This is a genomic window from Amycolatopsis sp. M39 (assembly GCF_001651785.1).
Classification (GTDB): Bacteria; Actinomycetota; Actinomycetes; order Mycobacteriales; family Pseudonocardiaceae; genus Amycolatopsis; species Amycolatopsis rubida.
On the sequence record NZ_LWSF01000010.1, the window covers coordinates 133040 to 159217 of the forward strand.

Here is a 26178-nt window from a genome sequence, read left to right on the forward strand (position 1 = left end):
CGTTGAGTACGCCCTCGATCCTGCTGAGCGCCGCCGTGCTGCCACAATGGGAACTTCGGCACGCAATCCTTGCCAGAACTGGAATTACCCTGGTGAACAGCTTGAACCCGGCGATCGACGCCACCCTCGCCGTCGCTTTGGACGCCCTGCTGACCGAGCAGAGCGTCACCCGCGCCGCCGCGCGCCTGCACACCTCGCCTGCCGCGATGAGCCGCACGCTCGCCCGGTTGCGCCGCATCCTGCAAGACCCGCTGCTGGTCCGGGCCGGGCAAGCCATGGTGCCCACGCCGCGTGCCCGGTCCCTGCGCGACGAGGCCGCCGCCGTGGTGCAAAGCCTGAACGCGCTGCTCAGCCCCGGTGCCGTCGTCGATCCCGCGGCGCTGCGCTCGACCTTCACGATCCAAACCGCCGACCTGGTCGGCGCCGCACTGGCCGCCGGCCTCCTGCACCTCGCGCGCGAGGAAGCCCCCGGCATCTCCCTCCGCGTCCGAGCCGAGGAGCTGGAAGCCGGTTCAGCCCTCCGCGACGGCCGCCTCGACCTCGAGGTCGGCTCCATCGACCACGTCGATCCCGAGACGCAGGTCGAAAAACTGCTCACCCTGCGCCTGGTCGCCGCCGTCCGTCCCGGCCACCCCCTGGCTTCGGCCCCCTTGACCCCGGCCCGGCTCGCCGCGGCCGACCACGTCGCCGTCAGCCGCCGCGGCCGATTCACCGGCCCCCTCGACGCGGCACTGGCCGAGCACGACCTCCGCCGCCGGGTCGCGGTCGTCCTGCCGAGCCACCTGGCCGCGATGGCGCTCGCCGCCCGCAGCGACGCGGTCTGCCTGATCCCGGCATCGCTCCCCGGCGAACCGCCGTCGCCGCTCACCGCCGACGCGACCGCACTCGGCTTGCGGCTTCTCGACATCCCGGTTCCGTTGCCGCCGCTGACGATCGGCATGGCTTGGCATCCGCGGCAGTCCGCCGATGGGGCGCATCGCTGGCTCCGCGACGCGGTGCGGCGGACCCTCCTCGCGCCGGGAACCTGAGCCGAAGCCCGTGCGGGGGACCCCGGGGGAAGCTGATTCCGTCAGGGTTCCCCGCACGGCTGTTTCCCGGCCGGGCAGGTTGCCCGCGTGGAGTTCGCGGTCGCCGGGGACGAGGTGCGGTTCTCCGTTTTCGACGTCCTTCCGCAGACGGAAGAGGCGTCGGGCGACGCATTCGTGCGCGAGGTCAAGATCCCCAACTGCACCTCACCGGGGACCCGGGCCACCGCGGCGTCCGCGTCCGGCACCGGCGCGAACCGGACGTCGTCGATGTCTTCCGCGAACTCGTGACCGTGCTGAATCGAGATCCACGAAAACCCGTCATCGCGATGGAGTACCGCGCGGAAGGCTGCCGCGGCAGCCGTGCGCGCGCACTCGACCGGCCTTCGCCCTGACGGATGTCTTGCTCCGAACCTGAAGGCCCCCGTGCCGGACGTGCGCGCCGCGTTAGAGGTTCTCACTTTTCCTCTTGACGTTCACCCGATCCGGGCTATAGGGTTTCACCATAGTTAATGGCATTAACACTCGTGAACAGGGAGTATCGCTCATGCCCGCCATCCGCTCGAAGATCTCGCGCAAGCCCAGCCGCCGGACCGGCCTCCGAGTTGCCTTGCTCGCGGTCCCGCTGACGGTCGCCGGCGCGCTGGCGGCGGCCCCGGCCGACGCTTCCCCTGGCCCGGCATCGCTGACCTGCCAGGGAAAAGGCGTCGACCAGACCGCGAAAGCCCGGCACCGGGCCGAAATCCTCATCCACGCGCCGCTGCCCGCGATCTGGGGCCTTCACACCGACGTCGAAGCCTGGACGTCCTGGCAGAAACCCGCCGCGCCGATGACCGTCCGGCGGCTGGATCCTGGACCGCTGCGCAAGCATTCCCGGTTCCAGGCGACCGTCCGCGTGCCCTCCGCTCCCCCGGCCACCGTCGTCATCAGCTCCACCGTCCAGCAGCTCCAGCGCGGCAAGTGCCTCCGCTGGACCGGCCCCGCCGACAGCGCCGGGTACCACATCGACGGCGTCCACGTCTGGACGTTCAGCCCCGTCCGCGGCGGTGTCCTCGTCCGCACCGAGGAAAGCCACCGCGGCCCCCAAGCCGATCCCACCTCCGACATGGGTCTCGAAACCTGGCTCGCCGACCTCAAGACCGCCGCCGAAAGCGGTCGCCGCGGCCGGCACCTCGCCGCGAACGCGGGGGCCGGGCGGGATCGCCGTGCAGGCGAGCCGGAAGGGCGAGCGCTCGGCCGCAGCGCGGGCTGGTCCGGCGCGGGCTGGTCCGGCGCGGGCTGGTCCGGCGCGGGCGGTAGCTGATCGAGTACCCGGCCCCGGCCAGATTCGCCTCGGCGGGCCCGGTCACGTCGAGCGTCTTCACGCCGTCGAACACGACGAAGACCACGCTCGCGACCTCCGGGGCCCGGCATGGCCAGACCGTCAGGCGGACGCGAACCGGAGCACCGCCGCGTCGTACTGGGCGCGGGCGAACCGGAACGGCCCGAACCCGCGGTAGTCCCGCTTCGGACGGTGCGGTTGCCCGAACGAATCCCAGACGACCTCGTCCTCGGTCACCGTGCTGCGCGCCAGCAGCCCGAGAACGCGCAGGCGAGCAGCGGGGTTCTGCCTTCCTCCGCGTCGAGACCGTGGAAGTGCTCGGTCATGGTGCGACTGAACTCGCGCGGGAGAAGTCCGCCGCAAGCGCCACCGCCCCGGGGACATGCCGGCGTCGAGTTCGAACCGGTCGATCAGGTCGGTGAGCGCGATGACGTCGACGGACGGCATCACCGCCGGACCGCCCGCCTCGCCGGGCGGATGGAATGCGAAACGAAGCGCGCGGCGCAGGTTCTCCGCGACCAAGCGGACGGCGTGCAGGTCCAGACCATCCGCCCGGGGATGGGCCCGGCGGAGAGAAAGGACTCCACGGCATGGGTCAGGCAGTCGATTCCGGCGGCCGCGGTCGCGCGCGGCGGCAGGCTCCGGGTCGAGAAGTGCGTACCGGGCAAGGCAAGCCGGGCCGCCGAGGTAACACTTGCGCTGCTGCCGAGGGTCGGTGACGACGCCGAGGTCGTCGCACTCCGAACCGGTGCCGGAGGTGGTCGGGATCGCCAGGATCGGCAACGCGGGCGCCAAGCCCGCCGAAGCTTCGGTGCTCCAGGTCAGTTCGGCGGCCGGACGGTCGTTGACGACGGCCAGCGCGATCGCCTTCGCCGCGTCCAAAGCGGACTCGCCGCCCAGCGAGACCACCGCTCGCGCCTGCGCGGCGCGCACGAAAGCACCGCCCGCGTCGACGTCGCCGGCGGTGGGATTCGGGTGCACTTCGGAGAAAACCTCGACCGCCGACCCGCCTTGCCGCGCCAACTGGACTGCCCGCTCCGGCAACGGGGGCGCGACGAGCCCGCGATCGCTGAGCAGCACAACAGTCCGCGCGCCGATCATCTGGACCAATCGCGGCAACTGCTCGACGGCGCAGCCGGATAGGTCCGATTTCGGCAGCTGGGACCTCCGGCATGCCTACCTCCCGAACCGGTCTTCGTCGACCGCGGCGCCCAGCCCCGGCGCGGACGGCACGTGCAGCAGGCCGTCCCCGTCGATGTCCAGCGGGGCGGAAAGCAGGAAATCGCGCCGCTGCGGCGTCCACACCGGCGGGTCGTAAGGGAATTCGAGGTACGGTCCCCCGCCGACTCCCGCGGTCACGTGCAGGTTCGCGAGCAGGCCGAGGCCGTTGGACCAGGTGTGCGGCGTGAAGAGCCGGTTGCGCGCCAGCGCCAGCTCGGCGAGCGTGCGGGCCCGCAGCATCCCGGCGGCGAGCGCGACGTCCGGCTGGTAGACGTCGAGGGCGTCGGATGCGACCAGGTCCAGCAGCTCGCTGAAGGTCCGAACCATTTCGCCCCCGGCGACGCGGACCCCGGCGTCCCGCACCGCGCGCAGGCCGGGCCGGTCGTCCAGCGGCAACGGTTCCTCAAGCCAGAAGACGTCCGCTTCGCGCAGCGCCGCCGCGAAGCGCCGGACTTCCGCCGGGTCGAGCGAAGGCCGCACGTCGCCGGGCATCCGCCAGGCCTGGTTCAGGTCGGCCATCAGCGTCATCTCCGGCCCGACCGCCTCCCGGACCGCCCGCATGGTGCGGATCCCGCCCGCGAAATCGTCCGCGGCCAGCCGGATCTTCGCCGCCTGGAACCCGCGGTCGCGGACCCCGGTCATCATCTCGGCCCGCTGTTCGGCGGGCAGGATCCGGCCGGTCGAGGCGTACGCCGGGATCGCCGTCGCCGCGCCGCCGAACAGCGTCGCGACCGGGACGCCGAGCACCTTCCCGATGACGTCCCACAGCGCGATCTCCAGCGGCCAGTAGCGCCCGGCGTGGAACGCGATCGTCTCCAGCGTCCGCACGTGCCGGCTGATCGCCATCGGATCCTGGCCGAGGAACAGCTCCGCGTACGGCTCGAACCCCGCCATCGTGTCGCCGGAGCCGTAGCCGGCCACGCCCTCGTCGGTCACCACTTTGACCACCGTCGCGTCGAACCGCGTGCGCGGAACCGGGTCCCACGCGGCGTCGAACGGCGGATCGAGCGGCAGCGTCCCGGGCAGCAGCTGGATGTCGGCGATCTTCACTCCCCGGACGGTAACCGCGGATTGACGCTCGCCCAATCGTTGTTGCACAGTCCTCAACATGGCGAACCAGCGCACCTACGGTTCGGGCCTGGTCCGCGACGTCGACCTGCTCGAAGTCCTGGCACTGCCGGAAGCGCGCGACGGACTCGGCGTGTCCCGCGTCGCCGAACTGTCCGGCCGGGACAAGGCACAGGTCTCGCGTGCCCTCGCGACGCTCGCCGACGCCGGACTGGTGTCGCGCGACGAGCACACCCGCGCGTACCGGCCGGGCTGGCGGCTGTTCGCCTTGGCCACGCACGCCACCGAAACGCACCTCGCGCACCTCGCCGCGCCGTTTCTGCGCACGATCGTGGCGCGGCTGAACGAAACGACGCATTTGTGCGTCCTGCGCGCCGGTCAGGTGTTCACCCTCCGAAGCGAACTCGCCTCCCATGCTTTTCGCGGACTCGGCTGGGAAGGCATCGGCGTCGACCCGTTCACGACCTCACCCGGACGGGTGTTATTGAGCGAATGGGACGAGGAAACCGTCGGACACTGGTGGCGGACCTTCGCCGGCATCGCCGCGCATCCGCTCCCCGATCTCCCCGGCGCCGCCGGCGAACCGCCGCCGATCACGCTCGACCAGCTCGCCGGGAAGCTCGCGGGAATCCGGAAACGCGGCTACGAAACCGTGGACGAGGAGTTCGAACCGGGATTGGTCGGCGTGTCCGCGCCGGTGTACGGCTTCCGGGGCGACATCGTCGCGGCAGTCAACGTTTCCGCCCCGAAATCGCGCCTCGGCGCACGCCTGCCCGCGGCGGGCCGGTTCGCCCGCACTGTCGCCGACCGGATCTCCGCCGCGCTCGGCGCACCGGGATGACGTTCATTTATGCTTCGCTCAAGCGTCTCTCCCGGCAGGTGGTCGCCATGTACGAAATCCCGCCCACGGCGGCCATGCAACGCTGGTCGGTCTCGGTCGACGGCCCCCACGCGATCTTCGTCTGCGCGCCGTGGCTCGAAGACCACACCGCGGACCGGGTGCTGCCGCGCCTCTGGCCGGGCCGCGGCCTGGGCGTCAGCGACGCCGACGCCGCCGGTTTCGCCGCCGCGATCGCCGAGACGATGAAAGCGCCGAACTACTGGACCGCCAGCCACGCCGCGGCGCGTGCCTGGCAGGACCAGCCGTGGTCCCCCGCCAGCCGCGACCACGACGACGGGTTCGTGTACTTCGCCGGACCGTGCGGGGAGCCGGGGAGCGCGGTGGGGTACCGCCCGGCTTACCACCTGCCGCTGGCGCTGCCGGACCTGCGCGGACTGCGGATCCGGGTGGCGGCGTACCTGCGGGGCCGCGTGAGTGTTCCTGCCGGTTAGAGCCGATACTCAATTGGTTACCTACTTGTGACCTGGCAGTCCTTAGCTCAGAACCGGCGTTCACGGGTTAGGCGGACTGGCGGCCATCACGGCGACTGGCCGCAGCGACAGGCATCGGCGTGTCAGTGTCCGGCTAGCTGCTGACGATCTGCGGATGGCAGACCTTGGAGCGGATAGGTGCGACTGTAGACGCCGTCGTCCGGTCCTAGCTCGCCGAGATCAACCAGGAGTTCCACGACCTGGCTAACCTCGTGTTCCGAAAAGTCGGCCCTGATGTGGCGGAAGTCCAAGAAGTAGATGCGATCCCTGCCTGCCTCGCGGTAGGCCCGGATGCGGGCGCGAATCCGGGCGATCAAGTCAGGGGGGTACGCGGCGAGCGCACGACGAACACTGTCCTGCGGCTCGTGATGCAGCGAGCCTGGAACAGTCACCACGACCGTGTCGTTCGTGGTCGCCACAGTCTCGGGCAAGGTCGGTGCGGGGGTCATCGTTTGCCTCCTGCTGATCAAGGAACCTGCTTCTTCTGTCGGTCCGCGAGCAGTCCTGGCGCAGTCCCCGATAGTGGATCGCTGTTCTCGCGCTAGACCGCGAGTGCGCAGCTCGCGCTCCCGCATGACGGAGCCTGCCCGCCGTCTCCTCAGGAGGCGTCGGCTCCGTTGCCAGAAAAGCCGGAGGGGCCGTTGACGTAGATGTTCGGCGAGTCCTTCGCGGCCTGGGAAAAAGCCTTGGATTCGGCAAGAGAAGAAATATCGGACAGTGATGTGGGCGAACAGCCAGCAAACTGGATCGCGATAGCCGCACGCAGCGAATCCTGCACGGCGAGATTTTGAACCTGGTCAATTACGCCAAGCGCACTGATGAATTGTCTGTCAGCTTCACGATCGGTCCGCAGGCGGTCGATCATGGCAATCATCAGATCTCTTGCTTTGTCAGCGCGTTGGAAGAACAGAAACCCGATTGCCTCGTTGACCGCTCCGGCAACCGTGGCGACGATGGCACCGCCCGCCTGGTCCGGGTTGCGCAGGTAACTGACCGCGGCGAGACCGAAGACCACAAACCCGATGACAGCGAAGGAGATGCTGAGCATAAAGCTAATAGCGGTTTGTCGACGAGCATGCACGTAGTACTTGACTATGAGTCGAGCGTTGCCGTCGGAGTGCTCGCGTAGCGTCTCGGCAAGTTGCTCGGTCGACATAGCTCGACCGGACGATATGTTGATCTCGACTGATTGGTGAGCCGTCGGACTTGCCGGGGAAGCAGCGACATCATCTTGGGCTTGCTCTTCGACCCCCTCCGTCGCAGGCGCGGCATCCCCTGGAGGCATTGCAGGCTCAGCCTCGTCCGGCGATGGTTCGACGTTGAGGGCCCGCAGTGTCCTGCCCTCTCTGTTGTGGATTCTGCAGCGTTGCCAGGGTAGACGAACCGAATTCCGGCACATGGTGCCAGAGCGGACGGTAGCGCCACATCGCCACGTCGGCCGCAGTCGCCGTAATCGCATAAGGGAAGCTTGCCTTATTGGCCGCCGACATCCAACCGGAGCCAAGTCTGGAGCGGCCTTTGCCGCCTGACGGCGACTGCTCCAGGTTCGACACGGCCAGTAAGCCGCCAAACGAGGCGGGAACAGGCCAGTGTCTTGCGAAAGCTGAACCGAAAGTCAAACACTCTTCCTGTTGCGGCCTCATGTATATTCTGTTTGACGATTCCGCTTGACGAACTTCCGAAACGGCCTCGGCATGATATAGTTCTATCGTTGCGCAATACGCGCGGACTCAACAGACTAGCCAACGTTGAATGCAATTCGCTTGCTCGCACACTGCGTTACGGATCATTGGCAACCATGGGCACATCGCGAGTTTTCAGTTTAATGGAACGAAGTGGAACGGGATTGCGCATGCCGATGCCTGAAAGGAAGAAGTGCGGGCTGCTGCAGCTCAGGCGGTGTGGTTATCGTGACCAGTCGGGTTCGTTGGACGCGCAGGGCAAGGCGGGCTGACCTGCACTCTTGCCGATGCAAGGGTGGTCAGTGAGGGGGCATCCTTAAGATGACGAGTCTCCGATCCCTAGGATGACGGCCTGGATGACCCCTGACCGACCCCTGGGTTTGCGGTCATAGCAGAAGTTTCCGTTCGATTGAACAACTTCCGGATGTGCAACACGGTCAGTCGTGGAATGCGGATTTCGCTAAATCGGCAAAGGCGATTCATTCAGCAGTGCAGCGGTTCCAGGCGCTGGTTCCAGATCGATGTCACGAAGATTTGTGCACAATCGCTGGTAGGTGCTGTGCGCAGCCGGGAATCGGCCGAGGTCTCGCTGCAGTTTCATAGTACGCCGGTAGAGGGCTTCGATGTAAGGATCCCAGGTGATGGCGATGGCGAGCGCGTCGAGGGCTTCGTCCGGGTTGTGGTCGCGAACGTCGTCGGTGAGAGCGACGAGTGCGTCGATGACGTGGCTGCGCCAGTGCTCGGCCACTGGTTCGGCCCAGGAGTAGCTGACGCCGTCCAAGGGTGCTCCGGCGCGGCACAGTTGCGCGAGGTGCCGCAAGGATGCCAGGCGGGTGGCCGGATCGCCGGCGGTGCGGGCGCGGGTGAGGGTGTCGTCGAGGTCCCACACGTCGGCGGTGATGCTGGCCGGGTCGAGTCGGTAGCGGCCGGATTCGGCGAGGACGAACTGCTCGTCGTCGCGGCCGGTGGCGGTGCGCAGCGCGCCGCGGGCGAAGGAGACGGCCTCGTGCAGGCGGGCGGCGGGCTGGTCGGGCTGGATCGCCTCGCGCAGCGTGTCCGCGGTCGTGCCGTGCTGGTGGGCGGCGAGGTAGGCCAGGACTTCCCGGGCCCGGGACCGCAATCCTCGGACGTGATTCCCTCCGGCTTCCACGCGCACGCCGCCGAGCAGGCGCACCAGGGCGACCGACTCCCGTGTCGACGCCGGCCGTTGGTCGTCACGCGAGGCGTTGGCCGGTGTGGCGTGTCCGGCGGGCTCGTCGCGGTTGTCCGAGTCGGTGTGGTCGGTCGTCTCGGTGTCCGGGGCTCGGCGTGGGGCGGGTGCGCGAGCTGCGGCGAGCAGGTGCCATACCTCGTCCGCTTCGGCAGGGTTCAGGATCTCCGCACGGGCTCCGGCCTCGACATCGCTGTCGCCGAACACGGCCTGAACCGTGCCGTCGGTCTCGACGGACAGGCCCGTGAAGCCGCCGACATCGTGGAGGCGCTTCTCGCCGAGGAGCAAGATGTGGATGCCGACCCCGCTTCCCTGGGCGAGGACCGTGGCCCACTCCCGCCAATGCCGCGGAGACGGGCGCGCCAGCACCAGCAGCAGCGGTACCGGATCGGTGACCTCGGCGGGACTCGGACCGCGATCACGCGGAACGGCGCCGGACTGGAGATCGGCGTCGAGCTGGTCTTCGTCCCGCAGCCGGGCGCGCCGGGCGAGTTCGGTGTGCAACTGCGCCAGCGCGGTCGTTTCGTCGGTGCCGATCTCGATGCCGGGGGCTTCGTGCAGCGGTGTCGGACCTGGTCGTCCGGCGATGAGTTCGGCGGTTCCAGGGTCGACCAGCAACGCTTGGGCCGGGTAGTGCGCATCAACGGCCAGCACGGCGGCCAGGACGGCGCGGGCAGCGGACGCCGCGCCGGGGCCGGCCAGTGCCAGCCCGCCGGATGAGACCAGGTCGACGGTCTGCGCAGCGGTGCCGGTGTACGCGGTCAAGACGGGGGCGGGCGGCGGCCACACGCGCCGGTGTTCGGCCATGACGACGTCGATCGCCTTGCCGCGGTCAGCGGAGTCCGTGCCGGTGCCGGCGTCCTCGGCTTCGTTGTCTTCGAGTTCTGTGTGGCGGGTGTGGACGGCCGTGGTGAGGGTTCCGACAGTGGGACCGGGCCGCAGCGGCTCGGTTTCCTCAGCGTCGGGTGGTGTGAGGTCGCCGGTTGGTGTGCGGCGGGCGCGGCGTCGGCGGCGGGCGAGGAAGAGCAGGACGGTCACGCTCAGCGCGAGTCCGAACCCGACCAGCCCGCCCTCGGGCAGCGACACCGGGTCGGTGCTGGGCTGGGTGTCGTGTTCCGGTGCGGCGCGCGGTGTAGGTGCCGCGGATGAGCCAGCACTCGGCGGCCGAGTTGGCCCTCGTGACGGAGCAGCGGGCGGAGGCATCGGTGCCGACCGCTGCGCAGCGTCGGCGGGCGGTGCCGGCGTGGCGGGCAGGTGCAGCTGCCAGCCGGGGAGGAGCTGGTCGGGATGGCGCAGCACGCGTCCGTCGGGCTGGACGCGGCCTGCGTTGAGATCGAAGAGCGTGTGCCAGGCATCCGGGTTACCGAGTTCTCGCTCAGCGATGCCGGAAAGCGTGTCCCCGGCCGCCACGTTCACGGTGCGGCTGGTGGCCTCGGTGTCGGCGGGCCGGGAAACGCCCTTCGCATCGCCTGGAAGCAGCAGAGTCCATCCGGGTTCCAGCTCGTCGGGGGCCTTCAGCAGGGCGGGATTGAGCCGCATGATCTCGTGGTAGCGGGTGCCCTTGCCTAAATGCCGTTGGGCTAAGTCCCAGAGTGTGTCCCCGTGCACCACGGTGTACGGCACGGCGTTCGCATGGTGCGGTCGATCGGAGGCCACGGCCGGAGCGTCGAGGGTGTGAGTGTCCGAGGCTGGAGTCGCGGGTTGCCGGGTGGCGGGCCACGGTGGCGCTGTCGCCGCGGCCGGTGTGGCAGGAAGGCCGGAGGCGGTAGCGGTGCCTGCCGAGGCGGCCATGAGCGCGGCGGCGACGAGACCGGCGATCCATTGGCCGCGCGGAGCGCGGTTCAGCAGTCCGCGCGCGGTGCGGATCCCGTGTCCTGTCTGGCGAATCACCTCGACAACGACGGAGAGGGTCAGCAGCAGCCAGCCTGCCCATGCCACGGCGACGATCAGCCAGTGCACGAGGTCTCCGGTCAGCCATGCCCACCGCAGCGTGCTCCAGATCCGTTCGGGCCACTGGCTGATCGGTACCGGGTCGGGCCAGCGGTCCGGGATCAAGCGGGCGGGATCGGCGCCGAGTGCAAGGAGTCCGCAAGGTGTCCCGGCGACGAAGGCGAGCAGCGCGAGCGCGGCCAGTGCGCCGCGGATCCGTTGTGCCGGTGCGGTGGTCATGGCAGGTTGCCGTCGCGCGTGCCGACGCCCAGTACGGCCACCGCGGTGCTGGTGGCTTCGATGCTGCGGCCGAGCAATCCGATCGGAGCGGGTTCGGTGACCGTGACCGTCACCCCCACGGTGCGGGGTCCGGTGACGCTGACCGTCCCTGTCTGCCCGGCGCGGGCCAGGTAGTCGGAGGCCGCGCGCGCTGCGGTCGCGGTGTCGATCCCGATGCTGCTGCTGCGTGTGTCCACGGCGGTGTTGGCCGCGCGGGCGCCTTCAGCGGCGAGCGTGTCGGCGCGGGCGATCGCGCGCAGCCTCGCGGACCCGTCGACCACCAAAGCGAAAACAAGCAGCAGAGCGGGTACCAGGACCGCGACCATGACGCTGACCGACCCGGTGTCCTGCGGTGCTTTTCGGTAGATCATGGGATGCCTCGGTACGGGTCGGCGAAGCTGGTGAAGCTGCTGGTGATCGTGCGTGTTCCTTCTGGGACGGGGAGGCCGAGATCGCTGAGGGCGACGCGGCACTCGACGATGGCCCGGACCTGTCCGGGCCGGCCGAGGGCGATCTGGCTGGCATCCACCGACACACTGAACTCGTCACAAGACATGCCTTCGCGGCCGAGCCGTTCGCGGGCGACGAGGGTTCCGGCGTGCTGGGCGGCCGCGGGACTGCGGGCGATCGACGCGGCTCTCGCTGCGGCGCTGGCGGCGTTGTCGACCGCTTGCTGGGCCGAGCTGACCCGGGCGCCGGCGACGATCAGCAACCCCACGAACAGCACAACAGGCACGAGGACAGCGGCCTCGACGCTGATGGAGCCCGTGTCGCTCCAGAGCGGACCGCGGCCGGCTCGGGTCGGAGGACTCATGAGCCGCCTCCGTCTGCCCGATCGGGCACGGAGAAATGCTCTTTCGCGGCGCGTGCGGACGCTGTCACGCGAATATCCAGGCCGGGAATCGGCACCAGACGGACAGCGGTCCCGGACACCTCGACCTGGACGGTGTCGGCGGTGACCGTGGTCTGGACCTCGGGCCCTGCGAGCACTCCGTGCCCGGCGCGGGTGGCGAACGACCGAGCGGCCGCGGCTGCCGTGGTGTTCGTGCCTGCGACCGGGCGTCCGGCGTCAACACCAGCCTGAGCGGCTTGGGCAGCGACAGCGCGTGCATGCCACCACAGGCCTCCTTGCACTGCCGAGAGGATCAGCACGAGCACGACCGGGAACAGCACCGCCAGCCCCACCGACTCCGATCCGCGGTCCGCACCTGTTCTCGCGCCGCGGAAGGTCCACCGCCGAGCCAGCACGGCAAGGTCAGCGGCCCGCCACGGCCGTGTGAGCAGCATCAGGAAACTCCCGCCGGCGTCTTTGCGGCGACTTCCCGCGCGCGAGGAGATTCCTCTGGCATGCCAGAGGAATCTCCTCNCGGTGCTCGGTGCGCGAGGCACGGCCGGTTTCTGCTGCGGGGCAGTGCTCGGGCCGGACGCGCGGGTTGGCTTCTTTCGCTTGGCGCGCCGGGTTTTCTGGCTCTTCAGCTGGTTCTCCCGCCATCGGGTGAGGTCGGCGGCGGGGACGTCGGTGAACCGTGCGAGTTCGCCGATCTCGATGACGGCGCTGGAGTCGAGGAGCACTTCACCCAGTTCTCGTTCGACGTCGTCCAGTTCTCCGACGATCGCGGCGCGGCGTTCGGCTAGCTCGCCGATTCGCTTCGCCGCGGCGGATCGTTTGGCGCTGCGGGCTGAGTCTTCCGATTCGACACGGAGTTCGATTTCCTCGCTGGTAGCCATCTTGCGTTCTGCCTCCTTGTGTCATTTCTTGATCTGGCCTTGAAATTCCTGCACTACGGCCCGGATCGCGAAGGCGAGGCCGATGGCCACCGCGAGTCCGATGGCGACGAGGACGGCCTTGTCCACGCTCTCTGACCCCTGATCACCGGAAGCACGAACCCGCTCCCAGCGGGCCGCGACCGCGGCGAACAGAAGCAGCACGACACTGCCGACAGTCAGCGTGAGCCGTGCTGCACAATGCCGCGCGTCGGCGAGACGGCGGTCCAGAATCTGGATCATGGGTGGTCAACTCCTTGCTGCGACGAGGTAATAGGTTGCGCTGCAAACGGTTTCCGACCGTTTGGGCTAGCCGCTTCCGGTCAGCAGGCGAATCAGCGCCGGATACATGGCCATCAGGAGAAACGCGACCAGCAGGACGGCGACGGGAAGCGCGAGCCTTTGCGAGCGGGAGTTGGCGTCGGCCTTGTCTGCGGCGAGCGCGGCCGAGCGCAACGCACCCGCTTTCGCGAGCAGCGTGCTGTAGATCGCGGCACCGTCGGCGGCCGTGGCCAGAATGTCGGCCAGGTCGGCGAGTTCGACCACTCCCATCCGTTTGCCCAGCCGGGACAAGGCTTCCCACGGTGTGTGCCCGGCGCGCATCGCTCGGCCGAGCGTTCGGCTGATCCGCACGAACGCCCAGGAATCACCGACGGCAGCGGCTTCTCCCAGCGCCTGGCTCGGAGCACGTCCGGTCGCCCGTTCCTGGGCCACCAGATCCAGATAGGCGGCGGTGGCACGGCGGAATTCGCCGCGCGCCCGATCTGCGTCCTCCCGCACGGCCAGAACCGGCACGACCGATCCGCCGACGGCGGCAGCGAGCACGGCCAGCACAACCACCGTGATGGACAAGCCAATGCCGCCGAACCACGCCATTCCTGCCACCGCCAGGACTACGGCGGCGGCGCCACTGGCCCACGCCAGGCGGCGCGCGAGGTAGCGCTCGGCGGTCTGGCCGAGCACATCGAGGTCGTCTGCCGGGATGCCCCACCAGCGGTTTGACGACCGCGCCGAGTACCCGGCCAGGCGGCGCAATCGAGCAGACCAGCGGCCGCTCGGGAGCGCAGGGTCTTGGCGGCGCGCGGCGCGGTCGTCCAGTTCCGCGACCGCGGCGGCGAGGTTGACCGGGGCCGGACGCACCAGCGCGAGAATCACGCACACCAGCGACAATCCCGCTACCGCACCGACAACAGCGGCGGCAGTCCCGGGGCTCATCGCGGTACCTCCGCATCAGGCTGGGCTGCCGTGCGCTTCGGGCCTGGCGCACCGACGGGGCCGCGCGACGCAGCGCCGAGCAGGCGTGCGGGGCGGCGAGTCCGGGTCAGGGTGTGCATCCACCACCCGGCCGCGCTAAGCAGGCCTCCGATCCCGGCCATCACCGTCTGGCCCAACGCCCCGTCGAAGGGCGAGAGGAATTCCCGCGCGAACAGGACCAGCCCGACCAGCAGGACCACGGTGATGCCCAGGATCGTGCGCACGTCGGTGCGCGGCTTCGCACGGTCCGCTTCGATGTCCCGGCGAGCGACGACCTCCCGTTCCAGGGCGGTGGCTTTCGCGTCGAGAACGTCAACCAGGCCGCGCCCTCCCGCACGAGCGCGCAGGATCAGGGCGAGGACGACCTCATCGGCGGCCTCGTCGCCCACGTCCTCGGCGAACGCGCGCAGCGCGGCTTCCAGGCCGCGGGTGTGCAGCCGCACCGCGAGCGTTTCGACCTCGGCAGCCAGGGCGTCGGGGGCGGTGCGGGCCGAGCTGGCGATCGCCTGTTCCAATCCGCCCGCGCCGGACGCCAGCACGTCGGCCAGGCGCCGCACCCAGCTGGCCAACGCGTCCAAGCGGGTGATCAGCCGCTGCGCGTCGTGCCCGCGCGCCAGGACCGGAACGGTCACCGCCCCGGCGACGGCCACCGCCGCCGCGACCGGCCACCCGGTCGCCCACCACACCGCCACGCCCGCGGCTACCGCTACAGCGACCCGCCGCACCGGCAGCCGCTCCGCGACAGACCGCCACCTCCGCAGCCGCCGCCGAGCCGAGCCTCGGGCCCTGGGTGCCGGTACCGGAGCGGGCGGGACAAACGCCGCGACTGCGCAGGCGAGCGCCAGCACCGCGACCACCGCGAGCAGACCCGGCCACACGCTCGTCATCGTCGACCTCCAGCCGGAAAACCGGTGACATTTCCGGTGCCTGCCTGCGCACCGGCGGCGTCGAGGTGGACGCGGTCGAAGCCGTGCCGTTCCAAACGCTCCAGCAGATCAAGACTGGGCGCGTACTCAGGCACCGCGCGGCCGTCGGCCGGGCGTGGCGCGAAGATCCTCGTGGTGTCCGGGCGGCCGGAGTCGCCGACCGGGCCGACTTCGATGATCTCGGAGACGTACCGCTGCCGGCGGTGTGTGCCGAGGTGGGCCTGATCGGTGCGGGCGATGTGCACGACCAGGTCGATCGCCGAGGCGGTCCATTGGTGGGCGGCTTCGATCGCCAGCGGCGGATCGGCCAGTTGCCCGAGCGCCCCGATCCGGTCGAACACCGCGGACGCGCTGGTCGCGTGCAAGGTGCACATCCCACCCGTCGCGCCGTTGCCCAGCGCACGCAACATCGCCGTGACCTCTCCGGCACGGACTTCCCCGACGATCACCCGGCTCGGCGAGTGGCGCAAGGTCTGCTTCAGCAGATCGTCAAGAGTGATTTCGCCGATCCCTTCCGAGTTCGCCGGCCGAGCTTCCAACGGAGTCACCAGAAGCCGAGAGCCGATGTGGAGGCCGAGTTCGTACTCCTCCTCGACGGTCACGACGTGTTCGTCATCCGGGATCTCGGCGCACAACGCGCGCAGCAGGGTGGTCTTCCCGGCGGCCGGCCCACCGGAAACGATCACGTTGCAGCCGGCGCGCACCGCCGCCCGCAGGAACGAGGCGACCGGGATGTCGAGGGTGCCGTTGGCGACGAGGCCGTCGAGCGCGACGTCGACCAGGCGGTGGCGCCGGATCGCCACCCGCGGCCGGTCGCTGACCTCGATCACGGCCGCGACCCGAGCGCCCAGCGGCCCGCCGGCGCCGATGCGGAGGTTTCCCAACGGGCGGCCGGCGTTGAACTCGCGACCGGTCTGGCCCTGGCGGGCGAACATCGCGGCCAGCATTTCCGCGAGGTCGGCGTCGGTGTCGGCCACCGGGTACGGCCATTGCTCGATCGATCCGTCGGCCAGCTCCAGCAGAACGCGGTCGCAGCCGTGGACATGGATGTTCTCGACGTCCTCGCGCTCCAGAAGCTCCTCCAGCGCGCCCAGCCCTGACAGCGCGGCCACTACCGCCCGGGTCAACCGGCGTTCGTCCTCAACGGACAGCGGCACTTGCCCGTCTGCGGCGCGGCGCACAACCCAGGCAGCAACTTCATGGGCCGCGTACGCGCGGAGCCGGGCTTGTTGCTCTTCCGTCGACAAAGGCACGTCCAGGTGCGTCTCCCCGGCCGCGACGCGCTCCAGCCGGGCCGCGACCGATTCCCGGATCGCCCGGACGGCATGGGAGTCCAGCCGCCCCGCCAGCGTGGGGTTCGTCGGCAGTCCGCGTGCCGGCTGCACCGGGACCGGGTAATCGGCGGGGTCGTTGGGCAGGCGATATCCGTTGTGGGGCAATGTCATCGCGTTCCTCCGGTCAATACGCCAGCAGAAACGAGCGGTGCCGTGACACGCAATTCGGCGGGCGTGTAGTTGTGGTACGTGCCGTGCAGCCGGCGCGCTGCCCGGCGCGCGGCGCGCAGCAATGGCGACCGGCCCGGAACGGCGCCTGCGTCATTCCCGTCGGAGAGCACTGCGGCAGTCCGGTCGTCGATCGGGATTTCCACGCCGATATCCCGACCCAGTGCGGCGCGGACCTCATGGGTGCCCGCGGGCGATGTCGCGCACGCCGCCAGGCCGAGCCGCTCCGGCACGATCCGCTCGGCGAGTTCGGCCAGCACCGGGCGAGCGGCCAGCACATGCCGCTGGGTGGGGCGGACCGCCACCAGCACCACGTCGGCGGCCAACAGCAAGGGCCACGGCGTGGCCGCGCCGAAGCGGCCGACATCGACCAACGCGTCAGCGGGACGCCCGGTCGCGGTTCGGAACGCGGCCAACGACGCGGTCAACCGCGTCCACCCCGCAGCGCTGATCGCGGAGTGCTGGCCCGGCGACGTCAATCCCGCGAGCAGACCGACGTGCCGTGCGGGCGGCACCGTCTGCACGTGTTCAAGCAGCGCAGCCGGGTCTCCCGCTGTCGCGTGCCGCGTCGCGGTCGCGTGCGACAGCACCCCGCGATCGGCGCGGATCGCACCTGCCACAAGCCATTGGCCCAGCCAACCGGGCGCGAGGTCGCCCCCGGCGGGGTCGCAGTCGGCCAGCAGCACCGGCGCGGGCCACACTGCCGCCAGCGCGGCCAACGTCGTGGTCCCGCCGGGCGATCCCTTGCCCGAGACGATCGTGATCATCGCCAACACCCTCACCGCCCTTCCAGACGAAGTCGCTTCCTACGCACTCGGCCCGAGCTGGACCACGACGACCTGACCCGCGGCAGCGCTGGTCGCGGCCTGCGCGGCATCCATCCCGACGACGACATCGACGGTGACCGCGCCGGTCGAGTCCGGCGGACCGGTGCCCACCACACGTGCTTGAAACGGTCCGGAAGCACTCGCCGACGGCTGCCCGAGGTCGGACCCGGTTCCTCCCGCGACCGGACTGACCTGGACCAGATCGCCGCGCGACAGGCCTCGGGCGGGCAGGTGCCCCGGTTTCACCGCGAGCCCGACAAGCCGCTCGCCAGGGCCGGGAACCGGCTGCGCGGACAGCTGGCGAGGCGCAAGCACACTGCCGGCGGGCAACGCAGAGCGCGCGACCTGACCGACCACCTCCGCCCGGTCAGCAGCCGGAATCGCAGACACTCCCTGGCCAGGGACCGCCTTCGCCACCCCGAGGTCTCCGTCGCCGATTCGCTGGCCCCAGCCCACATCTCGCGTCAGCACCACGACATCGACCCGTTCGTCCTGGCCCGCGATCAGGACGTAGTTGCCGAAGGCGGCCCCAGTTGCCAGCACGACCGCGACGCCAAGAAGCCACCACCGCCGACGACGTGGCACCCGAGGCTCGTCACCGTCCCGGTGCCGCTCGTGGAGCGGAGAGTCGTCAGGACGCGCTTGGCGCGCCCGTGAAAAAGACAGAGCAGTACCCACCGGGAAACTCCTTACTCATTTCCGGAAGTGCGGTTTTCCTATATGCAGCTATATGTCTGTCGAATTCCCTGCGCTAATTCGCGCGCAAAGCCTGTACCTCGGCGACCGCGAAGCTGGCCCCGGCCCTTGACTGCATCTGTGGGAAGTCCCCGCCCACATCAACGCTTCCGTCCGACCCGACCCAGCTGACCGACCACTGGATCGCCCACTCCGCACGGGCTTGCTCACCCGGCTGTCCGACGGAACTGCGGGTGTAGACGAACCCGCAATCCGGGCTGGCAGCATGCAGGCCGAAGGAACGGTCGTAAGGCGTGCCCGGCCCCGAGCACGACGCCGATCCGCCCGTGCCCGAGTTGAACGTCATGCCCACAGGAGTCGCGGTCACCTCCGCCCACACCGGCCCGACCTGAACTCGCCGCACCGCCGGATGCCATACCTCACGATCGGTCCACACCCAGGTGTTCTCGCCGACGATCGTCGCGCCCCGCCCGTCCGGCAGCCGCACATCCGGCGAATGCCGCGGTACCGGCAAGGGAAGCCGCAATTGCTCGAACGCCTGCGCCGCCAACTGCGCCGAAGTCGGCAACGGCGGGGGCGCGGGCACGCCGCCGGGCGGTACCGCTGCGTTGTCCGCAGGGAGTGGCGGGAGACACCGCACTCCGAACGCACTGCCACCTGGACGGCCAGCGCCCGGAACACCACCTGCACCGAAGCCGCCCACAAAGCAACCTGGCGGAAGCCCGCTCGGCGCATTCGCAGAATTACCCGAGCCCGTCGCGGCCTGCCGATCTTGGCCGCTGACACCGGCCGACTTCTTCCCCGGACCGCCAGGCCGCACAGGTGCTTGGCCCCGTTGATCCAACGCCCGCATGTCGATGTGCGGCGGCGCGACCAGGCCGGACACGTCTCCCGGAACGACGATGACCTGGCCATCGTCGTTGCTCGACGGCGGCGGCTCGGCCAGGGCCGGTGACGGCAGGCCGGTTACCGATACCCCGCACAGGCAAAGGACGCAGGTCGAGACAAGCGCAATGCGTCGGCGGACCATCAGCATGTCCCGCCGGGGAACGTGACTTGAGCAACCTTCCACCGACCGTCAGCCGAATCACGCTTGAGATCCGCATTGACCGGATTCCGCGGTACGCCAACGGTTTTCCGCTTGCCAGTCTTGGCATCCGCCTGGCCTGCCTTCGAAGTGTCTTGGCAGTCGACTACTTTCGCGGAAGCACCGTTGATCTGAACGGAGACTATTCGGGCCGTGACATCGCCGTACACCGTGATACCGGCTTGCTTCTGCGTCTGCATCGCACCCAAGGCCGTCGTGAGTTGGGGGTCGACTGCGACTGCGGCGACCGCGTCATGCCAGGTGCTTTCAGGCTTGTCACTGGTGTGAAACGTGCTGTGCCAGAACTGGCGGTAGGCAGTTTCGACCGCTTGACGCTGTTCCGGCCCCGATGAACTGCCAGCCGAAGATGGTTGAGTCGGAGCCGACAGCTGAGACGGCGAGGTCGGTGCCGGCGCGTCCCCACCGCTGCACCCCGCAAGCAGCATGGCAGCCGCACCGGCCAGGACGACATGAAGTTGCCGACGACCAGCACCGAAGTTGTTCACAAGATCCTCCCCGTCTCCTGCAGTTTCGATTCCCATGGCAGTCTGCTCTTGCGAAGGCTGCCATGTGCCTAGGTCAATAGGATGCTGACCAATGAGCCGACAAGCAGTGGCGGGCCAGCGGGAAATCGCGAATTCATGCTCTTGGACGACAGCCCGACGGCAAGTGCTACCAGGGCAGTGAGCCCGCTGGCTATCAGCAGGCCGAGCAGCAGTCCGTTCCATCCGAACCAGCTGAGGTAGAGCCCGAGCGCGGCATACAGGGCCGTGTCGCCCCCTCCGGTGTGTTCCGGCGCGCACATCTGAACCAGCAGCGCAAGACCCAGCAATGCCATCATCGACGCACAGGCGAAGCCGAATCGAATCCAGGTTCCGTGGACGATCGCGTCGAGGAGCAGGAGCGCTGCACCTCCTCCTGCCAACGCTGCGACCATCGGAAACGGCAACCTTCGGCAACGGAGGTCGGTGAGCGTCAAGCCGCATCCCAACGCGCACGCCCAGCACCACGCCACCCAGATCGGCGTCGCACCGAGCTTGGGCAGCCCGATCCAGCCGAGACCTGCAGCCGCCATCGACATTCCCGCGGTCAATGCCGTGCGCGCGGACCGGCCCGCCGCCATGGTGGTGCCGGTCGTTCGTTCCGCTGCTGCCAGCAAGCATGGTCCCGCAACGACGCTGGCGGCTCCGAGCACCGGAATCAACATCATCGACTGCTCCCCGGTCACAGAAAACGTTCTGAGGGTCGGCTGGGGTTGGGGAATGTTCGCCGATTCCACCAGGTTCAGCAGCCGGCTGAGCGGTATCGATCGGTGCGATTTGCGAGCCTGCGGACGGGTCCGCGGCCAATTCCGACGGACAGTCGGCCAGCGGCCCTGCTTTCTGCATCACGACGAGCCCTCCTCTCCAGTGGAACCGGGCGAGCGCTGTTCCCACGGGAACGCTCCGGCACCGAGGACGTCTCGTGCGGCGGTGACGTAGGCGAACACGTTCTGCGGCAACGCCTCCGCAAACTCCGCCAGGCGGCGAACATCGGCGTCGACCGGCAGCGCCGCAAGCGTGTGGGCCGTGAGGTCAGCCAGTTCAGCGTGCCGGAGTTTTCCCTCCCACTCCCGAACCAGCACGAGGCAAGCATTCACATGCCGGACGACCTCGCTGAGCGCGCCATCGATCACACCAACCGACTCGCGGGCCGCGACCGCCAGGTCACCGACCGCGGAACCGGGATCTGCGGCCAGTTCGACGGCGAGGCTGCGGGCTGCCCGCGTTCGGTCCAGGCAGCACAACGCTTGCCACACGAGCTGGTGCGCCTTGCCCGGAATCATCGGGTCGATCCAGGTTCGTGCTGGGCTGCGGTGAAGTTCTCCCACGCTGTCGATCAAGATTCGCGCCGCATGGTGCGCCTCGCCGAGCTCGCTGAAGTCACGGCTGCGGAAGAAGAACTCGCCCCGGACCCGGTCCAGCCGACACGGACTCCCGGCATCATGGCGATGATCGGTCAGAAAGTTGGCGACGTTGTCCAGGCCAGCGACGACGCTCATCCCAACGAGCAGAACGCCCGCGCAGACCACGACCACACCGATTCCGGCCATCAGCCCAACGAGCGTAATGGCAATGCCGGCCAGGCACGGGAGAATGATAGCCGGGCTGAGTGCCGTGCGAACACGTTCTCTGCGCAATTCAGCGTCTGATATCGCGGGATTCAGAAGCAGGGAATCCGGCCCGTCCGGGAACGCCGCGGTGCGCACCGGTCCCGCCTGACCAGTTGCCTTTCTGCGTGCCATGGTGTCTCCAAAGGTCTGGGAGCGAGCTGTCCGCCACGCGTCTGGTGATCGCCTGCGAGCGGTGTGCTGTTGCCGGCGCGGCGATCGTTTTGGGTCTGGGTTCTCTCGTGCCGGACGCGAGGGCCCGGCTTGACGCTCGGCTGCCGGGCACCTCGCTGCTTCCGTCCCCGGGGCCCTTGTCCCCGGTGAGTCCCAGGTTTAGCCCGCTGACCTCGTGCGACCGCAACGTAAGAACCCGTGGAACTTTGAAGTAGCACGACGAGTTATCACCCATTCAGCCCAATGTTCTCGGCCTGTGTCGCCCGGGTTCGCGCCGCAATGGCACAGCGTGCCGTGATCGTGTAGACACCGAGTAGTGAACGACTGGAACGTGTCGTACCGCCGGAGCCTTCATGAACTGCTGACGCTCCTGACCGGACAGTGGACAGTCGCGGTCATCGCCACCCTCGCGGTCGGCGAGCTGAGCTACACCGAACTTCTCGACGAGGTGAACAAAGCCGAAGAACAGCAGGGCTGGACCAGTCACACCAAGCCGCTCAGCTCGAAAGTGCTGACCGACCATCTGCGAAGGCTCGAAGCCAACGCCCTGATCGAGCGGCGCGGCGAGGGCATCAAGTTCAACAAGGTCTGGTACCGGCTCAGCGCGGACGGCCAAGAGCTGCTGAGTATGCTGAGGCCGTTGGCCCGCTGGTCCGCCCAGCGGCACGTTATCGCCGCGCTGGAGGACGAGACTACGTCCCCTAGCTGACAACCACCCGGTTGCGTCCACGGTCCTTTGCCGCGAAGAGGGCGTTGTCGGCAGCGCGAAGCAAGTCGTCCAGATCGGTTCCGGCGGTGGTATACGCCGCTGCGCCGATCGAGACGGTGATTCGGGGCGAGTGTCCGGACGCAGGTGCGACCTCGACGGTAGCGATGCTGTCGCGGATGCGGTGAGCGATGGCGAGGACTTCGTCCGCGTTGTTTCCTGGCAGCATCACCACGAATTCGTCACCGCCGAGCCGTCCGCACAAGTCCGTGTTCCGGACGACCGAACTCAACGCCGCTCCTGTCGCTTTCAGGACGCGATCGCCGACGTCCTCACCGTGAACGACATTCACCAGAGCGAAGTGGTCGACGTCGATCAGCAGGATGCTGAGGGCTCCGTTGGTCTTCTCGGCCCGCCTCAGCTCGCTGTCCGCCAGCGCGCGCCAGCTGGCGATGTTCAGGAGGCCGGTCTTCGAGTCGCGAGTGGCCGCGTGTTCGAACTGCCGGACCAATGCCGAACGGTGCAGCGCATACAAAGGGAAGACTAGGAAGGCGACCAGCCAGGGGGCCAACGTGAGCAGCACCGCGGTGACCAGGCCCATGCACACCGTCGCCAGTTCGAGCAGGTTCTCGTTGGCCGGGCCGGTCAGCCGCCTCCGTGAGGATGTGCCCAGTGACAGCCCGATGACGGTGCCGACCAGCGCCGAGTTGACCGTGAAGAACACCCCGATCACCGCGGCCGCTCCGAGCAAGCTCATGACACCGAGGTCGTGTTCGAGCGGAACGACGGACACGCCGCGAGCGCACCATGCCGCCATCTGGCAGGACAAGATCACGTTGCAGGCGCTGAACAGCGTGCGGTGCAGGTGTACGCCTGGAATGCCGCGCCAGCTCCGCAGCCACAAGTGCAGATAGAGCGCGACGACGACGGCAACCGTCAGCGCGCCCGGAAGCACGAGGGATGCCGCGAACGTCCAGACCGAGGAGAAGTTCACGTGCGGGGTATCGGCGAACCTGCGGCGGCGGCGCTCGACCTGGCGAGCCATTTCGGCTGCGCCGATCCCGAGCCCGACGAGAACGAGGCAACTTCGGATGTCCTCGAACGTCACGCGAGCCGACACCGCGGCGGCGACCGTGACTACCGTCGCCGCCAGCACCACGGTCATCACAAACGCACGGACACGCACGGGGTGTGACCAGAACTCCCAGTGCTTCACCCGGCTCAGTCCACGAGACTGCCCCGGATCGGTTACATGCTGCATACTGAACTCGCTTCCGTTCCCACGGGGAGGGCTGCGGCTATACGACTTGTCCCAGGCTCGGCCCTTCCTGCGGCTGGATGTCCCGGGAGGGGGTTTCATGCGCAGCAAGGACTGGTGACGGCGTTCGCGCTCCTGACGCGGGCTCGTCCTCGGNCCTGGCGTGGACGAGCCCCTCTCCAAACGATCGCGGCACCGAGGGCAAGCACAGACGCCATCAGGCCGGACGCTGCCACTGTGGTCACGGGCCCCACCTGGTCAGCCGCAAGGCCGGCGGCGACAATCGCCACCCCTTGCGAGGTTTGCAGGCAGGTGCTCATCCTGCCCATGACAGTTCCGCGCCTGCTGTCCGGCACGATCTCGGCGACGATTCCTTGCAGCCGGATCAGATAAACCGTGGACAGCGCGCCCGAGATCGCCCACAGCACCGCCGACCCGGCCAGCCACGGCATCGCGGCCGAGGCCAGCAGAGGAAGACCTGCCGCAACCGCCGGAACCAGCACTCCCCGCGGCGAGTTCACCGGCTCCCCGCGGCTGGCCCACCATCCGCCAAGGACGCTGCCGATCGGATCCGCCGCCATCAGCACGCCGACAGTTAATGATGTCGCGCCAACCGCGCTTGCATAGGGCGCGGCAACTCCTTCGGGAACGACCAACAGACCGACAAGCGAAATCAAGATCACCGGCGCGACAAGCTGCCGACCGATGAGGTAATCGCGACTCGCCGCAGACGGGCCTACTGCCGCCGAGGCGTCCCGAGACGCCGGACGGGCTGCCACGCCGAGCAAGACACCCAGCGCGCTCAGCAGGAACGTCGCACCGTTGAGTAGCAGGGTTCCTTCGGCCTGGATGGCGACGACAAGCAGGCCGCCCAATCCGAAACCGGCCACTTGCGCGATCTGAGTGGTGATCTGCCGCAAGCCAAGTCCTGTTTGGTACAGCTGGTTCGGAAGCACGTCGCGCAGAAGGGACAGCTGTGCGGCCTTGAACGGAGCGCCAGCCAACGTCAACACCCCGACGATGCACCACAACGCAGGCAATGGGAGGCCCGGAGTCGCCATCGAGATCGCCAAACAGCCCCGGACCACGTCGCTCACGACGATCACCGTGCGACGCGGATACCGGTCCGCGAGGCCGGACAGGAGGAAACCGCCCAGCACCGCCGGCGCGAAGGTCAACGCATAGCTCAACGCAGTGAGGGACGCCGAGTTCGTGCGACCGTAGACCAGCAACGCCAGGGCAACCCGGGCAAGCTGGTCTCCAGCAACCGACAACGTCTCGGTCACCAACATCGTGCGAAACTCGCGGAACCGCAGAGCCGCCGCGAAGTTCCCGCGCACGCCAGATTGCATGTGCTCGCTCCCTCCCCGGAGCTAGCCAAACCGACCGACGGCTCTCCCGGACCGGCGATCTTGACTTACTAAGGTATGCCGGAGAGTGGCCAGGGAGACACAAACAGCGACAGGTTCACTCGTATGAGGTAGTCCGGGCAAGTGCAGCCGACTGTCATCGGCGGACGCCGACGATCGCGTCAGGTAAGTCAGATTGACCGAGGTCGAGCACTGTCCGCAGGGCAAGTCATCCGGCATTCACAGCAAGTGTGGCTCACCGAGCGGCGGTGCTCATGGGGCCTGTAGCGCGCCATCCTGGCATCCGCCAGGATGGGCGGCATGGCTCGTTTGCTGGTGCTTGGCGGCTCCTGGTTCCTCGGCCGCACGGTAGTGGAAGATGCTCTCGCCGACGGGTGGGAGGTCACCACCTTCCGCCGCGGGCAAGGCGGGACCGACGTCCCCGGTGTCACCCTCATTCGAGGGGATCGCACAAAGTCGGAAGACCTCAATCGACTCGCTGCGGCCGGACCGTGGGATGCCGTCGTGGATACCAGCAGCTTCGTCCCCCGCGAGACTCTCGCCATCGCCACGGCCCTCGCCCCAGTCGTGGGTCGCTACGTGCTGATCTCCACCGTGTCGGTGTACGAGGGCTGGCCGGTCGAACCGCTCACGGAGAACTCGGCTGTGCTGGAGTGCCCCAGCGATGCCGGACCCGACTTCGGCTACGACGGCGATCCCGGCCCCTCAACCTACGGCTTCGGCAAGGCCGGCTGCGAACGCGCCGTCGCCGAGGTCTTTGGCCCCGACCGCACCGTGCTGCTGCGGCCCGGCGTGATCCTCGGGCCGTACGAGTACGTCGGGCGGCTTCCCTGGTGGCTGCACCGCGTTGCGCGCGGCGGCAGGGTGCTCGCACCGGGCCAGCCCAGCAGGAGCGTCCAACCTGTCGATGTCCGCGACGTGTCCGCCTTCGCGCTGCACACCGCGAAGGCGGACGGGCCGGTCGGCACCTTCAACGTAACCGCCAACGGACGGGAAACGATGTCGGACTTCCTGACCGCCTGCCAGCGCGTGACCGAATCGGACGCGACCTTCACCTGGATCACCGACGAGGAATGGCTCGCTGCCCAGGGAGTCGCGCAGTGGACCGAACTGCCGCTCTGGCGCACATACCGCGGTGCTTGGGCCGTCGACTCCGCGAAGGCTCGTGAGTCGGGCTTGACTACCCGACCGCTGTTCGACACCGCGACCGCGACCTGGGCATGGCTGCGCAGCGGCACAGGCACCGTTGACCACGAGCGTGCCAGCGAACAAGGCATCGATCCGGACAAAGAGCGCACGATCCTCGATGCGTGGGACGCACGCGAACGCAGCCGTAACGACGCCAGGTAGGCCCCAGTT

27 protein-coding genes are annotated in these 26178 nt (G+C 68.8%); 7 read left to right on the top strand and 20 right to left on the bottom strand.

The window, feature by feature from the left end:
* The first annotated feature begins 92 nt into the window (after positions 1-92).
* The 3 genes from A4R44_RS23160 (at position 93) to A4R44_RS23170 (ending at position 2328) form a co-directional block, all read left to right on the top strand.
* Complete coding sequence (locus A4R44_RS23160) at positions 93-1028, top strand: LysR family transcriptional regulator (RefSeq protein WP_198545406.1); 936 nt, start codon at positions 93-95, stop codon at positions 1026-1028.
* A gap of 87 nt (positions 1029-1115) precedes the next feature.
* Positions 1116-1316 (top strand): hypothetical protein, encoded by a 201-nt coding sequence (locus A4R44_RS49220; protein WP_198545407.1) that lies wholly within the window; start codon positions 1116-1118, stop codon positions 1314-1316.
* Positions 1317-1572: 256 nt separating this feature from the next.
* Positions 1573-2328, top strand: a complete 756-nt coding sequence (locus tag A4R44_RS23170; protein WP_095213539.1) for an SRPBCC family protein — start codon at positions 1573-1575, stop codon at positions 2326-2328.
* A 120-nt stretch (positions 2329-2448) separates the two neighbouring features.
* Here the strand turns inward: A4R44_RS23170 and A4R44_RS50645 are convergent, their stop codons facing one another.
* A complete protein-coding gene (locus A4R44_RS50645; RefSeq protein ID WP_232791732.1) occupies positions 2449-3465 on the bottom strand; it encodes an iron-containing alcohol dehydrogenase in 1017 nt (338 codons plus the stop codon).
* Between the two features lie 57 nt (positions 3466-3522).
* Entirely contained in the window at positions 3523-4617 is a 1095-nt protein-coding gene (locus tag A4R44_RS23180) for a mandelate racemase/muconate lactonizing enzyme family protein (protein ID WP_067584344.1), read from the bottom strand.
* 58 nt (positions 4618-4675) lie between these two features.
* Here A4R44_RS23180 and A4R44_RS23185 point away from each other — a divergent pair, with 58 nt between their 5' ends.
* Both A4R44_RS23185 and A4R44_RS23190 read left to right on the top strand, forming a co-directional pair.
* A complete protein-coding gene (locus A4R44_RS23185) occupies positions 4676-5476 on the top strand; it encodes an IclR family transcriptional regulator (RefSeq protein WP_067584346.1) in 801 nt (266 codons plus the stop codon).
* The gene (locus A4R44_RS23190; RefSeq protein WP_232791733.1) at positions 5473-5967 is read left to right on the top strand and encodes a hypothetical protein; all 495 of its coding nucleotides are present in this window, start codon (positions 5473-5475) and stop codon (positions 5965-5967) included. Before A4R44_RS23185 ends, A4R44_RS23190 begins: the two co-directional genes overlap by 4 nt.
* 122 nt (positions 5968-6089) lie before the next feature.
* Here the strand turns inward: A4R44_RS23190 and A4R44_RS23195 are convergent, their stop codons facing one another.
* From A4R44_RS23195 to A4R44_RS23265, 16 genes are all read right to left on the bottom strand, one after another.
* Complete coding sequence (locus A4R44_RS23195) at positions 6090-6455, bottom strand: hypothetical protein (RefSeq protein WP_067584349.1); 366 nt, start codon at positions 6453-6455, stop codon at positions 6090-6092.
* 149 nt (positions 6456-6604) lie between these two features.
* A complete protein-coding gene (locus tag A4R44_RS23200) occupies positions 6605-7162 on the bottom strand; it encodes a hypothetical protein (RefSeq protein WP_157904965.1) in 558 nt (185 codons plus the stop codon).
* 986 nt (positions 7163-8148) lie between these two features.
* A complete protein-coding gene (locus A4R44_RS23205) occupies positions 8149-11067 on the bottom strand; it encodes a LysM peptidoglycan-binding domain-containing protein (RefSeq protein WP_067584354.1) in 2919 nt (972 codons plus the stop codon).
* Positions 11064-11477: a hypothetical protein gene (locus A4R44_RS23210; protein WP_067584357.1), complete on the bottom strand. Its 414-nt coding sequence runs from the start codon at positions 11475-11477 to the stop codon at positions 11064-11066. The genes A4R44_RS23205 and A4R44_RS23210 overlap by 4 nt, the downstream gene beginning before the upstream one ends.
* Positions 11474-11920, bottom strand: coding sequence for a TadE family protein (locus A4R44_RS23215; RefSeq protein ID WP_067584360.1), 447 nt, complete (start codon positions 11918-11920; stop codon positions 11474-11476). The genes A4R44_RS23210 and A4R44_RS23215 overlap by 4 nt, the downstream gene beginning before the upstream one ends.
* Positions 11917-12834 carry a TadE/TadG family type IV pilus assembly protein gene (locus A4R44_RS50650; RefSeq protein ID WP_232791735.1) on the bottom strand — a complete coding sequence of 306 codons (918 nt, stop codon included), beginning with the start codon at positions 12832-12834 and terminating at the stop codon, positions 11917-11919. Before A4R44_RS50650 ends, A4R44_RS23215 begins: the two co-directional genes overlap by 4 nt.
* Before the next feature lie 21 nt (positions 12835-12855).
* Complete coding sequence (locus tag A4R44_RS23225; protein ID WP_067584362.1) at positions 12856-13113, bottom strand: hypothetical protein; 258 nt, start codon at positions 13111-13113, stop codon at positions 12856-12858.
* A gap of 66 nt (positions 13114-13179) precedes the next feature.
* Complete coding sequence (locus tag A4R44_RS23230; RefSeq protein WP_067584365.1) at positions 13180-14085, bottom strand: pilus assembly protein TadB; 906 nt, start codon at positions 14083-14085, stop codon at positions 13180-13182.
* On the bottom strand, positions 14082-15011 hold the full coding sequence (locus A4R44_RS23235) for a type II secretion system F family protein (protein WP_067584367.1): 930 nt from the start codon (positions 15009-15011) through the stop codon (positions 14082-14084). The genes A4R44_RS23230 and A4R44_RS23235 overlap by 4 nt, the downstream gene beginning before the upstream one ends.
* Complete coding sequence (locus tag A4R44_RS23240; RefSeq protein ID WP_067584370.1) at positions 15008-16495, bottom strand: CpaF family protein; 1488 nt, start codon at positions 16493-16495, stop codon at positions 15008-15010. The genes A4R44_RS23235 and A4R44_RS23240 overlap by 4 nt, the downstream gene beginning before the upstream one ends.
* On the bottom strand, positions 16492-17319 hold the full coding sequence (locus A4R44_RS23245; RefSeq protein WP_067584579.1) for a hypothetical protein: 828 nt from the start codon (positions 17317-17319) through the stop codon (positions 16492-16494). The genes A4R44_RS23240 and A4R44_RS23245 overlap by 4 nt, the downstream gene beginning before the upstream one ends.
* A gap of 39 nt (positions 17320-17358) precedes the next feature.
* Positions 17359-17964 carry an SAF domain-containing protein gene (locus A4R44_RS23250; protein ID WP_232791736.1) on the bottom strand — a complete coding sequence of 202 codons (606 nt, stop codon included), beginning with the start codon at positions 17962-17964 and terminating at the stop codon, positions 17359-17361.
* 166 nt (positions 17965-18130) lie between these two features.
* Positions 18131-18661, bottom strand: a complete 531-nt coding sequence (locus A4R44_RS23255; RefSeq protein WP_304456049.1) for a hypothetical protein — start codon at positions 18659-18661, stop codon at positions 18131-18133.
* Between the two features lie 443 nt (positions 18662-19104).
* Entirely contained in the window at positions 19105-19704 is a 600-nt protein-coding gene (locus A4R44_RS48185; RefSeq protein ID WP_157904966.1) for a hypothetical protein, read from the bottom strand.
* Positions 19705-19736: 32 nt separating this feature from the next.
* Positions 19737-20372: a prepilin peptidase gene (locus tag A4R44_RS23260; protein ID WP_067584378.1), complete on the bottom strand. Its 636-nt coding sequence runs from the start codon at positions 20370-20372 to the stop codon at positions 19737-19739.
* A 177-nt stretch (positions 20373-20549) separates the two neighbouring features.
* Complete coding sequence (locus tag A4R44_RS23265) at positions 20550-21446, bottom strand: hypothetical protein (RefSeq protein WP_157904967.1); 897 nt, start codon at positions 21444-21446, stop codon at positions 20550-20552.
* Between the two features lie 355 nt (positions 21447-21801).
* Between A4R44_RS23265 and A4R44_RS23270 the strand changes: the two genes are divergently transcribed.
* Positions 21802-22194 carry a helix-turn-helix domain-containing protein gene (locus tag A4R44_RS23270; RefSeq protein ID WP_067584384.1) on the top strand — a complete coding sequence of 131 codons (393 nt, stop codon included), beginning with the start codon at positions 21802-21804 and terminating at the stop codon, positions 22192-22194.
* Here A4R44_RS23270 and A4R44_RS23275 read toward each other — a convergent pair.
* Entirely contained in the window at positions 22187-23377 is a 1191-nt protein-coding gene (locus A4R44_RS23275; RefSeq protein ID WP_157904968.1) for a GGDEF domain-containing protein, read from the bottom strand. The two genes, A4R44_RS23270 and A4R44_RS23275, sit on opposite strands and share 8 nt — an antisense overlap.
* A gap of 170 nt (positions 23378-23547) precedes the next feature.
* The gene (locus tag A4R44_RS23280) at positions 23548-24789 is read right to left on the bottom strand and encodes an MFS transporter (RefSeq protein WP_157904969.1); all 1242 of its coding nucleotides are present in this window, start codon (positions 24787-24789) and stop codon (positions 23548-23550) included.
* 321 nt (positions 24790-25110) lie between these two features.
* Between A4R44_RS23280 and A4R44_RS23285 the strand changes: the two genes are divergently transcribed.
* The gene (locus A4R44_RS23285) at positions 25111-26169 is read left to right on the top strand and encodes an NAD-dependent epimerase/dehydratase family protein (RefSeq protein ID WP_067584390.1); all 1059 of its coding nucleotides are present in this window, start codon (positions 25111-25113) and stop codon (positions 26167-26169) included.
* Positions 26170-26178: the final 9 nt, after the last annotated feature.

Excerpts from the sequence above, each read along its gene's own strand:
- A4R44_RS23170 (WP_095213539.1), top strand. The coding sequence starts at position 1,573 with ATGCCCGCCATCCGCTCGAAGATCTCGCGCAAGCCCAGCCGCCGGACC.
- A4R44_RS23185 (WP_067584346.1), top strand. The coding sequence starts at position 4,676 with ATGGCGAACCAGCGCACCTACGGTTCGGGCCTGGTCCGCGACGTCGAC.
- A4R44_RS23190 (WP_232791733.1), top strand. The coding sequence starts at position 5,473 with ATGACGTTCATTTATGCTTCGCTCAAGCGTCTCTCCCGGCAGGTGGTC.
- A4R44_RS23195 (WP_067584349.1), bottom strand. The coding sequence starts at position 6,455 with ATGACCCCCGCACCGACCTTGCCCGAGACTGTGGCGACCACGAACGAC.
- A4R44_RS23200 (WP_157904965.1), bottom strand. The coding sequence starts at position 7,162 with ATGTCGACCGAGCAACTTGCCGAGACGCTACGCGAGCACTCCGACGGC.
- A4R44_RS23205 (WP_067584354.1), bottom strand. The coding sequence starts at position 11,067 with ATGACCACCGCACCGGCACAACGGATCCGCGGCGCACTGGCCGCGCTC.
- A4R44_RS23210 (WP_067584357.1), bottom strand. The coding sequence starts at position 11,477 with ATGATCTACCGAAAAGCACCGCAGGACACCGGGTCGGTCAGCGTCATG.
- A4R44_RS23215 (WP_067584360.1), bottom strand. The coding sequence starts at position 11,920 with ATGAGTCCTCCGACCCGAGCCGGCCGCGGTCCGCTCTGGAGCGACACG.
- A4R44_RS23225 (WP_067584362.1), bottom strand. The coding sequence starts at position 13,113 with ATGATCCAGATTCTGGACCGCCGTCTCGCCGACGCGCGGCATTGTGCA.
- A4R44_RS23230 (WP_067584365.1), bottom strand. The coding sequence starts at position 14,085 with ATGAGCCCCGGGACTGCCGCCGCTGTTGTCGGTGCGGTAGCGGGATTG.
- A4R44_RS23235 (WP_067584367.1), bottom strand. The coding sequence starts at position 15,011 with ATGACGAGCGTGTGGCCGGGTCTGCTCGCGGTGGTCGCGGTGCTGGCG.
- A4R44_RS23240 (WP_067584370.1), bottom strand. The coding sequence starts at position 16,495 with ATGACATTGCCCCACAACGGATATCGCCTGCCCAACGACCCCGCCGAT.
- A4R44_RS23245 (WP_067584579.1), bottom strand. The coding sequence starts at position 17,319 with ATGATCACGATCGTCTCGGGCAAGGGATCGCCCGGCGGGACCACGACG.
- A4R44_RS48185 (WP_157904966.1), bottom strand. The coding sequence starts at position 19,704 with ATGGGAATCGAAACTGCAGGAGACGGGGAGGATCTTGTGAACAACTTC.
- A4R44_RS23260 (WP_067584378.1), bottom strand. The coding sequence starts at position 20,372 with ATGATGTTGATTCCGGTGCTCGGAGCCGCCAGCGTCGTTGCGGGACCA.
- A4R44_RS23265 (WP_157904967.1), bottom strand. The coding sequence starts at position 21,446 with ATGGCACGCAGAAAGGCAACTGGTCAGGCGGGACCGGTGCGCACCGCG.
- A4R44_RS23285 (WP_067584390.1), top strand. The coding sequence starts at position 25,111 with ATGGGCGGCATGGCTCGTTTGCTGGTGCTTGGCGGCTCCTGGTTCCTC.